Here is a 12171-nt window from a genome sequence, read left to right on the forward strand (position 1 = left end):
AAGAATTTGCTTGGCGACCATAGCGATTTGGACCCACCTGACTTCCATTCCGAACTCAGAAGTGAAACGAATTAGCGCCGATGGTAGTGTGGGGCTTCCCCATGTGAGAGTAGGACATCGCCAGGCTTTAAATTTAGTTTTTGCCTTTTTTAGAAGGTGAAGACAAAAGTTAAGAGAGCCCGTTTGAAAAAGCGGGCTTTTTTAGTCCTCACGGACACAGATAATGTGCTGATATGGCTCAGTCGGTAGAGCGCATCCTTGGTAAGGATGAGGTCCCCAGTTCGATTCTGGGTATCAGCACCATTTACTGTTTGTTTTACGCTTTAAGTTAAAGCTTAAAACAAAACGTAAAGAATTTTGCTTGGCGACCATAGCGCTTTGGACCCACCTGATTTCCATCCCGAACTCAGAAGTGAAACGAAGTAGCGCCGATGGTAGTGTGGGGCTTCCCCATGTGAGAGTAGGACATCGCCAGGTTCTTATTTAGACTCCAGAGTCTAACCAGTGCGGAGCGGTAGTTCAGTTGGTTAGAATACCGGCCTGTCACGCCGGGGGTCGCGGGTTCGAGTCCCGTCCGCTCCGCCACTTATTTAAAAACCCAGTCTTCGGACTGGGTTTTGTCGTTTTTGAGCATAATAATTTCCCTTTCAGGGAATGAGTCCCGGTTGCCCGCAACCCCGAACTAGGCGTCCCCGCCGACTAGCCACTTATTCCAGACCTCAGCAGACATGCTGGGGTCTTTTCGTATGTGCGATGTTATTTTGGTCTGCGACCAACGAGTCCCGCTTGTGTGCGAGTCCGTTTGAGCGCAAGCACAGCTGCTCCAACACTTATCTAGAAATTCAGCCTTCGTGTTAGCTTTTACCGTTTTAGGGAATATGATTTTCGTTTATAGGAAAGTAAGGCTCGCAAGGTTTTGTCTGTAGCCTACAAGCCCAACTATTTATTCAGATATATACCCCTAGTCTATCCACCCTTATTGAACATTTGGTTACGTTCGAGATGCCCTCTAATACTTTGTTTATCAAAGAATAGGGGCATTCAATAACACCGAACTTATGACCTACCAAATGGCTGCCTTTTTCAATAATCGCTATCTCTGTTGGTGTTCTCTTCTCTGTATCACCGATTAACCCTACAGGGTAATCACTTCTCATATTTACGCTGAAGAAAACTTTGTTTGCTTTACTCTTATTTGCCAGAAGGATTAACCTAGTAAAGGTTCTTATGGGAGTACAACCTAATGATGCAGCAGATAGAAAGTGAAACGCTAAGAGTTTTATTCGAAAACTTGTCTTCTCAAGATGGGATTGCCGTTATTAATCCTGCGACTGAGCAAGAACTGATTCGCTTAAAGCCTAGCTCTTTGGATGAGTTAGATGCGCAAATAGAAGCGTGTAAATCGGCTCAAGTCGAGTGGGCAAAACTCAGTGCTAAAGCACGCTCCGCTTCCCTAAAAAAGTGGTTCCAATTGCTTGTAGAGCATACGGAAGATATTGCGAACATCATTACCTTAGAACAAGGTAAACCTCTTACTGAAAGCCGTGGAGAAGTCGCATACGGCGCATCTTTTGTTGAATGGTTCGCAGAAGAGGCTAAACGTGCTTATGGTGAGGTAATTCCTGCACCGGCGGTAGATAGACGCCTCTCTACCATCAAACAGCCTGTTGGTGTGTGTGCTGCGATTACACCATGGAATTTCCCTATTGCAATGATCACTCGAAAAGCGGCTCCTGCTCTGGCTGCAGGATGTGGGATGATCATTAAACCTTCTGAATTAACGCCTTTAACTGCTCTGGCTGTGGTGGAGCTTGCTCATCAGGCTGGCATCCCTAAAGCTCTATTGTCTACCGTTGTTTCTGAACAAGCAGCAGAATTTGGTTTGGTATTAAGTACCGATCCGCGTATTAAGAAGATCTCTTTCACTGGTTCGACACGTGTCGGCAAGATCTTGATGAAGCAGGCAAGTGATACGGTTAAAGCCGCTTCTATGGAATTGGGTGGTAACGCACCTTTTATTGTTTTTGACGATGCAGATTTAGATGCAGCAGCGAATGGCTTAATTGCCTCTAAGTTCCGTAATGCCGGACAAACTTGTGTGTGTACCAACCGCTTGTATGTGCATCAGAGCGTAAAAGAGGCATTCTTAGCTAAGCTTCTGGATAAAGCAGCGGGCCTAACGGTCGGTAATGGCCTTGATGAAAATACAACTCTTGGTCCTGTGATTACAATGGCTTCTAAGCATCGTCTAGAGGCAGTGATCGATCAGGCAGTACAAGAAGGGGCAACTATACTTAACCTGCCTCAAAAACGCTCTGGGCGCTTTATGGAGCCTGTTATCTTAGATAATGTGGAACAGAGTATGGCGATCGTGCAACAAGAGCTGTTTGGCCCAGTTCTGCCAGTTATTAGTTTTGATGCCGATGAACAAGTGCTCTCGATGGCGAACGACACAGAATATGGTTTAGCTTGTTACTTCTATACTGACAGCTTGAAGCGCATCATCAAATTTAGTGAAGGTTTGGAATATGGCATGGTGGGGGTAAATGAAGGAATTATCTCTACGGAAGTGGCACCGTTTGGTGGGATCAAAGAATCAGGCATTGGTCGTGAAGGGGCTAAGCAAGGCATGGATGAGTATCTAGAGACGAAGTACATCTGCCTTGGAGGTTTGAGCTAGCCTTCCGCTTAGACACTCATTGATACGATACAAAAAGAGAAAGCTAGGTACATCACCTGGCTTTTTGTTTATTGAGATAAAGTTGGATGAAGAGGGGAGCGGTGAGTTTTTTCAGATGCAAAAAAGCCGCATCAAGTGATGCGGCTTCTTCTAATATGGCTCCTCCTACTGGACTTGAACCAGTGACCTGCGGATTAACAGTCCGTCGCTCTACCAACTGAGCTAAGGAGGAACAAATTTTAATAAGTGGTGCCGACTACCGGAATCGAACTGGTGACCTACTGATTACAAGTCAGTTGCTCTACCTACTGAGCTAAGTCGGCACATTTTCGTTAATAAGTAATCGACTTACTAACTGAAAGATGGCTCCTCCTACTGGACTTGAACCAGTGACCTGCGGATTAACAGTCCGTCGCTCTACCAACTGAGCTAAGGAGGAATTATCTTGTTTAAGAATAAATGGTGCCGACTACCGGAATCGAACTGGTGACCTACTGATTACAAGTCAGTTGCTCTACCTACTGAGCTAAGTCGGCGTACCGTTATTCTTTCTATTGTTCGTGTTAGACACCAACAATTTTAAATTGTGGTGCCCGGAGGCGGAATCGAACCACCGACACGAGGATTTTCAATCCTCTGCTCTACCGACTGAGCTATCCGGGCGACGAGGTGTATTAAAAGGCTTTTCGGCTTTCAGGTCAACAATAAAATTAAAATAAAATATCGTTTGATGAATTTGTGCTCGGAGTGGGCTGTTTTTATGCATTTTGAGCAGCAATGCACCATGCTTTAAGCGCTGTTTTAAGAAAAGTAGGGCGCTCTGTCGCAAAATAAAGGCGATAAAAACAAAAAAGCACGTCTGAAAACGTGCTTTTTATTGAACAATTGACTTTAAACTAGTGCTTTACTGAGAACTTGTTCACCCAACCTTCGAGTTCATCCGCTAAAGATGCCAATGTTTGTGTGCTCGATTGGCTTTCTGTTACCACCGTATTTAGCTGGCTTCCGCTTTCTTCAATTAGGTTGATGCGGTGTGCGATGTCATCACTTACTTGAGTTTGCTCTGCAGCGGCAGTTGCGATCTGTTGGCTCATCGCTGTGATTGACTCTAGTGCTGTCACTATCTGTTGTAGCGCTTCAGAGGCGTTCATAGACTCAGTTACCGTGCTTTCACTGGTTTCGGCACAGATCTCCATTGTATGGATAGCATTGCGCGAACCTTCTTGAAGGTTAGAGATCATCTGTTGAATCTCTTTTGTGCTGTCTTGCGTGCGTCCTGCTAGGTTGCGCACCTCATCTGCTACTACCGCAAAGCCTCGGCCTTGTTCACCTGCACGTGCTGCTTCGATGGCGGCATTCAAAGCCAATAGGTTAGTTTGCTCCGCAATATCGCCGATTACGTCGAGAACTTTCACGATGCTGTTTACATCTTGGTCAAGATCCGCAACCGCTTTACTTGCTGTGTTTAGCTGAGTTGCTAAGCCTTGAATATTATCGACCGTACTGTGGATCAATGATTGCGTGTGTTGGCTCTGCTTGTCTGCTTCATCAGTGTTGTGTGCAGTGTCACTTGCCGAACTTGCAACATGGTTAGCTGAAGAAGCCATTTCTGTCATCGCTGTTGCGATCATCGCCGTTGACTGCTGCTGAGACATGGTTAGATCAGCGATTGAATTAGAGCGAGATTCTACGGCTGATAGCTCTGAACGTAATGCATGCATTGATTCATCCAGATTAGTTACCATCTTAGCCAGAGATTGACTCATCTCTTGTACGGCGCCATAGATGCTGTCTTTAGGGGCTGTGTATTCAAAGCTGGTTTGGATATTACCCTGAGCGACGGCCTGAACGGCTTGTCTAACGTCATTTGGTTCACCGCCAAGTAGGTTAAGCATCTTACGGATAGAGATGATTAAGCCGCCTAGAATCGCGCCAGCAATCGCCAGACACAGCGCTAGCTGCCATTGTGCTGTTGACCAGAAGCGTGCATTGACTTCATTAAAGCCGATACCAGTACCAACTACCCAGTTCCAATGCGGTGTTTTCTCTGCGATAGAGTGCTTTTCTTCGATGGTGCCGTCAGGCAGTTTTTGTGTCCAAGTGTATTCAACGATCTGACCTGTTTTACGACCCAGCACATCTAAAATTAACTGACCGACACTGTTGCCATCACCATCGCGGAAATCGTGGAAACTTGTTCCATGTAGTTGAGGGTCAAGTGGGGCCGCAACGAACATCATGTTCTCATCGGCAACATAAACGTATTCGTTGTCTTTGTAGATGTTGTTACGAAGTAGGCGGGTAGCCAGAGCTTTGGCTTCAGCTTCGGGCATTTTGCCTTCCACTGCCATTTGTTCAACTTCAGTCAGAATGCTGTAGGCACTCTTAAATAGCTCGGTAACTCGAGCTTTGTTATCAAGGTTACTTGCTACACGCAATGTCCATAGACCTGTTGCTGTAAGAGCAAGTAGGGCAACCAATATGATTGCAGATAATAAATAGGCTTGAGTTTTTAATTTCATAGTTAGCTCACGAGACGTATTTCATACTATGCAAGGCATAGCTTATAAGGGGCGTAATAATAAATTCATCATATTGAACTTGTATACAAGCGCCTATGCGGTCGTGTTGAAACTATGAGTTGGATTAAATTTTTAGCGTGAAATAAGTGTTTTTTATCAAATCAACCAAGAGTTAATAGGGATGTTTTTCGGTGGAGTCGAAGGAGAAGATTCGATGGAATTAGAAAGTAGGGGAGAGAGTTTTGGTATTGCAGATAAGAAAAAAGCCAAGTCCGAAGACTTGGCTTTCTAATTTGGCTCCTCCTACTGGACTTGAACCAGTGACCTGCGGATTAACAGTCCGTCGCTCTACCAACTGAGCTAAGGAGGAACTATTCTGTTTGTGTCTTGCTTTAAGCAAGTGCACCAAATATGGTGCCTCGAGGCGGAATCGAACCACCGACACGAGGATTTTCAATCCTCTGCTCTACCGACTGAGCTATCGAGGCAAAAGAAGAATGGTGCCGACTACCGGAATCGAACTGGTGACCTACTGATTACAAGTCAGTTGCTCTACCTACTGAGCTAAGTCGGCGTACCGTTTTCTTTTTTGAAGAGTAAACTCTTCATTTTTTAGAATCTCATTTACATGAAACTCTAGAAGTTGGCTCCTCCTACTGGACTTGAACCAGTGACCTGCGGATTAACAGTCCGTCGCTCTACCAACTGAGCTAAGGAGGAACTATTCTGTTTGTGTCTTACTTTAAGCAAGCGCACCAAATATGGTGCCTCGAGGCGGAATCGAACCACCGACACGAGGATTTTCAATCCTCTGCTCTACCGACTGAGCTATCGAGGCAAAAGAAGAATGGTGCCGACTACCGGAATCGAACTGGTGACCTACTGATTACAAGTCAGTTGCTCTACCTACTGAGCTAAGTCGGCGTACCGTTTTCTTTTTAACTGTTCGTGCTAAGCACCAACAATTTTAAATCGTGGTGCCCGGAGGCGGAATCGAACCACCGACACGAGGATTTTCAATCCTCTGCTCTACCGACTGAGCTATCCGGGCAACGGAGCGCTATTAAACGGATTTTCCCGCTTTCCGTCAACCACTTTTTTTAAATAATTTCAAAAAAGTGGTTGTTCGAACGCTTTTTATTCAACTGTCGGTAAAAAGTTTACCCTGCGTTAAATTCCTTTTTGAAATTTGTAACTTTTTCTAGGTAACGGCGTGCTTCTGCATTCGGATGTTTCTTGGTTAGAGCCCAATAAACTTGGTTTGGCTGTAAAGAATTCAAATCTTGCATCGCACGTTTGCGATCTGTGCGGTGGAAAGTGTTCAAAACACCACCAGTTCCGCCGTTGTAAGCAGAAATCATGCTGTACTCCAACGAGGTTGGGTGTTGTACATCTTTCAAATAACGGTTTTTAAGGATGTAGAAGTAAGCCGTTCCGGTATCAATGTTGTTTTCTGGATTAAACAAATACTCAGGGCTTGGTTGCCCTGAACGATTCTTCACTAGCTTAAACACATCACGCCCCGCAGTTTTTGGTACAACCTGCATCAATCCATACGCATTTGCCCAGCTTACTGCATACGGGTTAAAGCTACTTTCGGTTTTGATGATGGCGTAAATCAGATCTTCAGGAATATCGTATTTCTTCGAGGCGCGGCGCACGATGTCTGCGTATTGGTAACTACGTTGTGAGAAGTGATCTTCTACCATTGGGATTTCAACGTAGTAGGCTTTCTTGAAATCGACATCCTTGGTTTTGACTTGGTTAGCAATCAAGTAATCGGCAAAGCGATTCGCGCGCCATGACCATTGAATGGGCTTTTTGTCTTGATCAACGACCTGATTATAAAGAAAGGGTTGGCCTTCCAGTTTGATCTCTTTAGAGGAGAACAAGTCGACACTGGCTGGATCGTCCGGTGTCAAAAGGGTTGTGATGATAGCGTTCTTGAGGTGTTTTTGTGGTTCGGTTGGAGAAACCGTCTCGATAGTAATCACACCTTTTTGGAAATCGACTTCGGCACGGCTCAAATAGTTATCGATATATTTGACGTAATTGCTTTTACCCGCGACTTTAACTTCGCGTTGACCCCATCGCTTTTTGATATTGCCAGAGAAGCTACTGATCAGTGAATCTAAGGCATCGGTGTCTTTTTCAAACTGTCCTGGCAGTTCTGCTAGATTGTTGGCAAAACGGTTGGTCGGCTCGTAATCGACGTCATAAATCTTTTCTACGAACTCACGGCTACAACCTGCCATTAAAAGGGCAGTAGCGATAAAGGCGATTTTTTTCATAACTATTGAGATGGCTTTGTGGTCTCTAATATAAAAATGACACCACAAGTTTGGTTGTGATGTCATTGTTTTAAAACAAGTTTGCTTTATTCGCTTGGTGGCGTGTAGCCCTCAATGTGAACCTCTTTGCCTTCGAACAGGAAGTTCACCATTTCTGTTTCAAGCTGTTTACGATGCTCTGGATCCATCATGTTGAGCTTCTTCTCGTTGATCAACATGGTTTGTTTCTGTTGCCATTGAGCCCAAGCTTCTTTCGAGATGTTATCGAAAATGCGTTTACCTAGTTCACCTGGGTAAAGTTGAAAGTCTAGACCTTCGCCTTCTTTCTTTAGTCGAGCACAAAAAACAGTGCGGCTCATAATGACTCCTTGCAATTAATTAACGAAGTTCGTGGGGTAGCGCTTCCAGTAGCAGTTTTACTGGTGCAGCTAAACCGACTTCTTCAGGTTTAGATAAGTTATACCAAAGACCTTTGTTACCTTCCATCACCACATTGGGTTGCTTTGACAGGTCAATCAAAATCGGTGTGATATCGAGATGGTAATGGCTGAATGTATGACGAAACGTAATCAGAGTTTCTTGATGTCTAATATCGTTGGCTTGAATACCGCGTTGTTCCAGCAGCAATTCAATATCGCTCTCTACATCAATATGCTCAGTTTGTGGGAAGCAAAATAGCCCGCCCCAAATACCTGTCTGCGGTCTTTGTTCTAGCCATACTTCGTGACTATCACCATTTTTGTGATGCAGCATAACGAAACGTGTTTGCTTAACCGGTTTGTCTTTTTTCGGCTTCTTACCCGGATAATCAAGCACATTACCTTGTTTCTTTGCCACACAAAGATCGTTTACTGGACACAATGTGCATTTAGGCTTGCTGCGGGTACACATCATGGCACCCATATCCATCATGGCTTGATTGTACTTGTCGACGTCTGTTTGTGGCGTGTGCGTTTCTGCGATTTCCCACAATTGGTTTTCGACTTTCTTTTGTCCAGGCCATCCATCCACGGCAAAACAGCGTGAAAGTGTGCGCTTTACGTTGCCGTCTAATATCGCATGTGGCTGTTTATAGACAGACGAAAGAACCGCAGCGGCGGTGGAGCGACCAATCCCCGGTAGGGCATTCATCAGCTCTAGGTCTAGAGGAAACTCACCATTGTACTTATGGGCGACCTCTTTTGCGGCTTTATGAAGGTTACGAGCACGTGCGTAATAACCTAAGCCGGTCCAAAGGTGCAGCACTTCATCTTGCTCAGCATTGGCAAGATCGACCACGGTCGGGAAGCGCTCCAAAAAGCGTTGGTAATAAGGGATAACCGTAGTGACCTGAGTTTGCTGAAGCATGATTTCAGACAACCAGACACTATAAGCGGTCTTGTTTTGTTGCCACGGAAGATCTTTTCTTCCATATGCGTCATACCATTCTAAGATGGCACTGGCGAAAGGTGTCACGACTTGCTCTGTATTCTATTATTGGTTAGGAGCAAAATTGCACCACAGATTGTGGTGTAAGTACAACAGATAAACTGTGGGGATATTGTGTCTGGTTTGTTTGCTTTTGGGTTGCCATAGTCCGATAGCTCAACAAATACTTGCACCTAAGTGAATTCTTTGGATAATCCCCGCTTTGATTAATCAATGTGCAGGCAAAATCAATGAGTGAAGTAACCACTAACGAATACAACGAAGACGGTAAAATGATCCGTAAAATCCGCAGTTTCGTGCGTCGCGAAGGTCGTCTAACTAAGGGCCAAGAGAATGCGATGAACGAGTGCTGGCCAACAATGGGTATCGACTACAAAGCTGAACTTCTTGATTGGAAAGAAGTGTTTGGCAACGATAACCCAGTAGTGCTTGAGATCGGTTTTGGTATGGGTGCTTCATTGGTTGAAATGGCAAAGAACGCGCCAGAGAAAAACTTCATCGGTATCGAAGTGCATAGTCCAGGCGTTGGTGCTTGTCTTGCAGATGCTCGCGAAGCCGGTATCACGAACCTACGTGTAATGTGTCACGATGCGGTAGAAGTATTCGAACACATGATCCCAAATGGCAGCCTAGCAACGCTACAACTGTTCTTCCCAGACCCTTGGCACAAAAAGCGTCACCACAAGCGTCGTATCGTACAGCTTGAGTTCGCTGAAATGGTTCGTCAGAAGCTTATCCTGAATGAAGGTATCTTCCACATGGCGACAGACTGGGAAAACTACGCTGAGCACATGATTGAAATCATGAACCAAGCACCTGGTTTCGAAAACATCGCTGAAGAAGGCGACTTCATTCCTCGTCCAGAAGAGCGTCCACTGACTAAATTTGAAGCTCGCGGTCACCGTCTAGGTCACGGTGTGTGGGATATCAAATTCAAGCGTACTGCTTAAGGAGCCAGTAGATGTACCACTACGCGATATTAGCGAATCCGGGTCATAACCGTATTTACTTTGATAGCGCAATGACGATTGCATGTTCTGAGCTAAAAGCGATTTTGGCGTCGGAAGGTGTTGAAGTAACTGAAATTGGCAACAAAGACGTGGGTCTGCCTGCTGCACTTGTGTTCTCTTGCGAAACTGAACTAAGTGAAGCACAGGCTGGCAAGATTGCTGCGTCATCTATCTACTACGCGCTATTTGAAGTGCGTGAAGATGGTTTATTACGTCCAATTCAGGCGCCTGCATTCAATACTTTCCCTGAGAGCATGAGTCAGATCCTGCGTTACACAGGTAAAACAAACGAGCAGTTTACGCGTTTGATGGTGAACCTAGGCGTCAGTGCTGCCAGCACGGGCAGTGCGCAATTGACGCTGATGGATCCTATGTGTGGTAAAGGTACAACACTGTTTGAAGGTTTGATCCACGGCTTGAATGTTGTGGGTGTTGAGATCAACCAGAAATGGGTTCAAGAGATCCAAACCTTCATCGTTAAGTTCATGAAGAACGGTCGCTTTAAGCACAAAGTGAGCAAAGAAAAGCGCACTTCTGGTGGTAAAAAAGTGGCAGATGGCTTCGTGGTTGAGGCAGCAGCAGACAAAGACGATTACAACAAAGGTAATCTTCAAACGATGAAGCTGTACTCAGCAGATACGCGTATCGCAGACCAAGTTGTGAAGAAGAACTCGGTAGATGTGATGGTGTCTGACTTGCCTTACGGCGTGCAGCACGGTAGCAAAAATGCCAATGACAGCAAACTGAACCGCAGCCCACTGGAGCTTCTAAAAGAGGCTCTGCCTGCATGGAAAGTGGTGTTGAAGAAACAAGGTTCTGTGGTGTTGTCTTTCAACGAATTCACCTTGAAGTGGAAAGACGTGGCGGCATTATTTGAAGAGCAAGGGTGGAAGGTACTTTCAGAAGAGCCTTACATCGGTTATCTTCACCGTGTTGATCAATCCATCAACCGCAACATCATTGTGGCAATAAAACCATAATCGACTTGAGTCGAATAAATTCCATGGAAAAGTCAACGTCCGCGTTGGCTTTTTTTACCTCTGAACTCAGCTATTTGGGTTCTTGTGACAAGAAGGTAGAAGATGAAACCTACAGCGCAAATTTTGACAGACATTCTAGCGGAAGTTCGCCCTTTAATTGGTCAAGGCAAAGTCGCCGACTACATTCCCGCATTGGCAAAAGTACCCAATACCAAACTGGGTATTGCGGTATACACCAATGAAGGTGAAGTGATTAAAGCGGGCGATGCAGAAGAGTCGTTTTCGATTCAGTCGATCTCAAAAGCGTTGAGTCTGACTCTGGCAATGTGCTTGTACAAGCAAGAAGAGATCTGGTGTCGTGTAGGTAAAGAGCCTTCTGGTCAGGCGTTTAACTCGATGATCCAGTTAGAGATGGAGCAGGGCATTCCACGTAACCCGTTCATTAACGCCGGTGCTATTGTGGTTGCTGATTTGCTGCAAAGCCGTCTCTCTGCGCCTCGTCAGCGTCTATTGGAATTTGCTCGTCAGCTATCTGGTGACACTCATATCGTGTACGACAAAGTGGTTGCAGCTTCTGAAATGATGCATGGCGACCGCAACGCTGCGATTGCATACTTGATGCGTTCATTTGGTAACTTCGAGAACGAGGTTATCCCAGTTCTGCAAAACTACTTCCATGCTTGTGCGTTGAAGATGAGCTGTGTCGATCTGGCGAAGACCTTTAGCTACTTAGCTAATAAAGGCACGTCGGTACAAACGGGTAAGCCTGTCGTATCACCAACGCAAACCAAGCAGTTGAATGCATTGCTAGCAACATGTGGTTTGTATGATGGTGCTGGTGAATTTGCTTACCGTGTTGGTATGCCGGGTAAGTCAGGTGTTGGTGGTGGCATCATCGCTGTCGTACCGGGTGAAATGACGATTGCTGTTTGGTCTCCAGAGCTTGATGCATCTGGTAACTCACTCGCTGGTACCAAAGCACTGGAGCTACTTGCTGAGCGTATTGGTCGTTCGATTTTTTAGAAGAAAGATGCGAGATGCGAGCACGGACTTCATCCTATAGAGCGCTTCGCTTCGAGAAAGGTTTTTACAATAAAAAGAGTTGACCCTAAAGCCAACCCTTCCATCATTTTTCTCGAATCTCGAATCTCGAATCTCGAATCTCGAATCTCGAATCTCGAATCTCGAATCTCGAATCTCGAATCTCGAATCTCGAATCTCGAATCTCGAATCTCGAATCTCGAATCTCGAATCTCGAAT

General features: G+C 45.3%; 8 protein-coding genes, 14 tRNA genes and 2 rRNA genes. 8 read left to right on the forward strand and 16 right to left on the reverse strand.

Annotated features, from left to right (window positions below; genetic code table 11):
- The first annotated feature begins 9 nt into the window (after positions 1 to 9).
- The 5 genes from rrf (ATB78_RS27000) (at position 10) to ATB78_RS27020 (ending at position 2680) form a co-directional block, all read left to right on the forward strand.
- A 5S ribosomal RNA gene (gene rrf, locus ATB78_RS27000) occupies positions 10 to 126 on the forward strand.
- A 101-nt stretch (positions 127 to 227) separates the two neighbouring features.
- Positions 228 to 303, forward strand: a tRNA-Thr gene (locus tag ATB78_RS27005).
- Between the two features lie 57 nt (positions 304 to 360).
- A 5S ribosomal RNA gene (gene rrf, locus ATB78_RS27010) occupies positions 361 to 477 on the forward strand.
- Between the two features lie 31 nt (positions 478 to 508).
- Positions 509 to 585: transfer RNA gene (locus ATB78_RS27015), tRNA-Asp, on the forward strand.
- Positions 586 to 1243: 658 nt separating this feature from the next.
- A complete protein-coding gene (locus ATB78_RS27020) occupies positions 1244 to 2680 on the forward strand; it encodes an NAD-dependent succinate-semialdehyde dehydrogenase (protein ID WP_081096657.1) in 1437 nt (478 codons plus the stop codon).
- A 156-nt stretch (positions 2681 to 2836) separates the two neighbouring features.
- Here ATB78_RS27020 and ATB78_RS27025 read toward each other — a convergent pair.
- The 16 genes from ATB78_RS27025 to mutY all read right to left on the reverse strand — a co-directional run bounded on the left by ATB78_RS27025 (position 2837) and on the right by mutY (position 8948).
- Positions 2837 to 2912: transfer RNA gene (locus ATB78_RS27025), tRNA-Asn, on the reverse strand.
- A 15-nt stretch (positions 2913 to 2927) separates the two neighbouring features.
- Positions 2928 to 3003: transfer RNA gene (locus tag ATB78_RS27030), tRNA-Thr, on the reverse strand.
- A 40-nt stretch (positions 3004 to 3043) separates the two neighbouring features.
- Positions 3044 to 3119: transfer RNA gene (locus ATB78_RS27035), tRNA-Asn, on the reverse strand.
- A gap of 21 nt (positions 3120 to 3140) precedes the next feature.
- Positions 3141 to 3216 (reverse strand) — tRNA-Thr (locus ATB78_RS27040).
- A 51-nt stretch (positions 3217 to 3267) separates the two neighbouring features.
- Positions 3268 to 3343 (reverse strand) — tRNA-Phe (locus ATB78_RS27045).
- A 233-nt stretch (positions 3344 to 3576) separates the two neighbouring features.
- On the reverse strand, positions 3577 to 5202 hold the full coding sequence (locus ATB78_RS27050; protein WP_039841982.1) for a methyl-accepting chemotaxis protein: 1626 nt from the start codon (positions 5200 to 5202) through the stop codon (positions 3577 to 3579).
- 294 nt (positions 5203 to 5496) lie between these two features.
- Positions 5497 to 5572 (reverse strand) — tRNA-Asn (locus tag ATB78_RS27055).
- Positions 5573 to 5614: 42 nt separating this feature from the next.
- Positions 5615 to 5690 (reverse strand) — tRNA-Phe (locus ATB78_RS27060).
- Between the two features lie 10 nt (positions 5691 to 5700).
- Positions 5701 to 5776 (reverse strand) — tRNA-Thr (locus tag ATB78_RS27065).
- Between the two features lie 70 nt (positions 5777 to 5846).
- Positions 5847 to 5922: transfer RNA gene (locus ATB78_RS27070), tRNA-Asn, on the reverse strand.
- 42 nt (positions 5923 to 5964) lie between these two features.
- Positions 5965 to 6040: transfer RNA gene (locus ATB78_RS27075), tRNA-Phe, on the reverse strand.
- A 10-nt stretch (positions 6041 to 6050) separates the two neighbouring features.
- Positions 6051 to 6126, reverse strand: a tRNA-Thr gene (locus tag ATB78_RS27080).
- Positions 6127 to 6177: 51 nt separating this feature from the next.
- Positions 6178 to 6253: transfer RNA gene (locus ATB78_RS27085), tRNA-Phe, on the reverse strand.
- A 109-nt stretch (positions 6254 to 6362) separates the two neighbouring features.
- The gene (gene mltC / locus ATB78_RS27090) at positions 6363 to 7493 is read right to left on the reverse strand and encodes a membrane-bound lytic murein transglycosylase MltC (protein ID WP_009705536.1); all 1131 of its coding nucleotides are present in this window, start codon (positions 7491 to 7493) and stop codon (positions 6363 to 6365) included.
- An 86-nt stretch (positions 7494 to 7579) separates the two neighbouring features.
- A complete protein-coding gene (locus ATB78_RS27095; RefSeq protein ID WP_005436530.1) occupies positions 7580 to 7852 on the reverse strand; it encodes an oxidative damage protection protein in 273 nt (90 codons plus the stop codon).
- 19 nt (positions 7853 to 7871) lie between these two features.
- The gene (gene mutY, locus ATB78_RS27100; protein ID WP_061011079.1) at positions 7872 to 8948 is read right to left on the reverse strand and encodes an A/G-specific adenine glycosylase; all 1077 of its coding nucleotides are present in this window, start codon (positions 8946 to 8948) and stop codon (positions 7872 to 7874) included.
- A 203-nt stretch (positions 8949 to 9151) separates the two neighbouring features.
- Here mutY and trmB point away from each other — a divergent pair, with 203 nt between their 5' ends.
- The 3 genes from trmB (at position 9152) to glsB (ending at position 11934) form a co-directional block, all read left to right on the forward strand.
- A complete protein-coding gene (trmB, locus tag ATB78_RS27105; RefSeq protein WP_005449665.1) occupies positions 9152 to 9871 on the forward strand; it encodes a tRNA (guanosine(46)-N7)-methyltransferase TrmB in 720 nt (239 codons plus the stop codon).
- 11 nt (positions 9872 to 9882) lie between these two features.
- A complete protein-coding gene (locus ATB78_RS27110) occupies positions 9883 to 10911 on the forward strand; it encodes a DNA methylase (protein ID WP_061011080.1) in 1029 nt (342 codons plus the stop codon).
- A 102-nt stretch (positions 10912 to 11013) separates the two neighbouring features.
- Positions 11014 to 11934: a glutaminase B gene (gene glsB / locus ATB78_RS27115; protein ID WP_005425799.1), complete on the forward strand. Its 921-nt coding sequence runs from the start codon at positions 11014 to 11016 to the stop codon at positions 11932 to 11934.
- Positions 11935 to 12171 lie beyond the last annotated feature (237 nt).

This window comes from Vibrio sp. CUB2, assembly GCF_001557945.1.
Classification (GTDB): Bacteria; Pseudomonadota; Gammaproteobacteria; order Enterobacterales; family Vibrionaceae; genus Vibrio; species Vibrio owensii.

Coding starts and splice junctions, on each gene's coding strand:
- glsB (WP_005425799.1), top strand. CDS start 11,014: ATGAAACCTACAGCGCAAATTTTGACAGACATTCTAGCGGAAGTTCGC.
- ATB78_RS27110 (WP_061011080.1), top strand. CDS start 9,883: ATGTACCACTACGCGATATTAGCGAATCCGGGTCATAACCGTATTTAC.
- ATB78_RS27020 (WP_081096657.1), top strand. CDS start 1,244: ATGATGCAGCAGATAGAAAGTGAAACGCTAAGAGTTTTATTCGAAAAC.
- mltC (WP_009705536.1), bottom strand. CDS start 7,493: ATGAAAAAAATCGCCTTTATCGCTACTGCCCTTTTAATGGCAGGTTGT.
- trmB (WP_005449665.1), top strand. CDS start 9,152: ATGAGTGAAGTAACCACTAACGAATACAACGAAGACGGTAAAATGATC.
- ATB78_RS27095 (WP_005436530.1), bottom strand. CDS start 7,852: ATGAGCCGCACTGTTTTTTGTGCTCGACTAAAGAAAGAAGGCGAAGGT.
- ATB78_RS27050 (WP_039841982.1), bottom strand. CDS start 5,202: ATGAAATTAAAAACTCAAGCCTATTTATTATCTGCAATCATATTGGTT.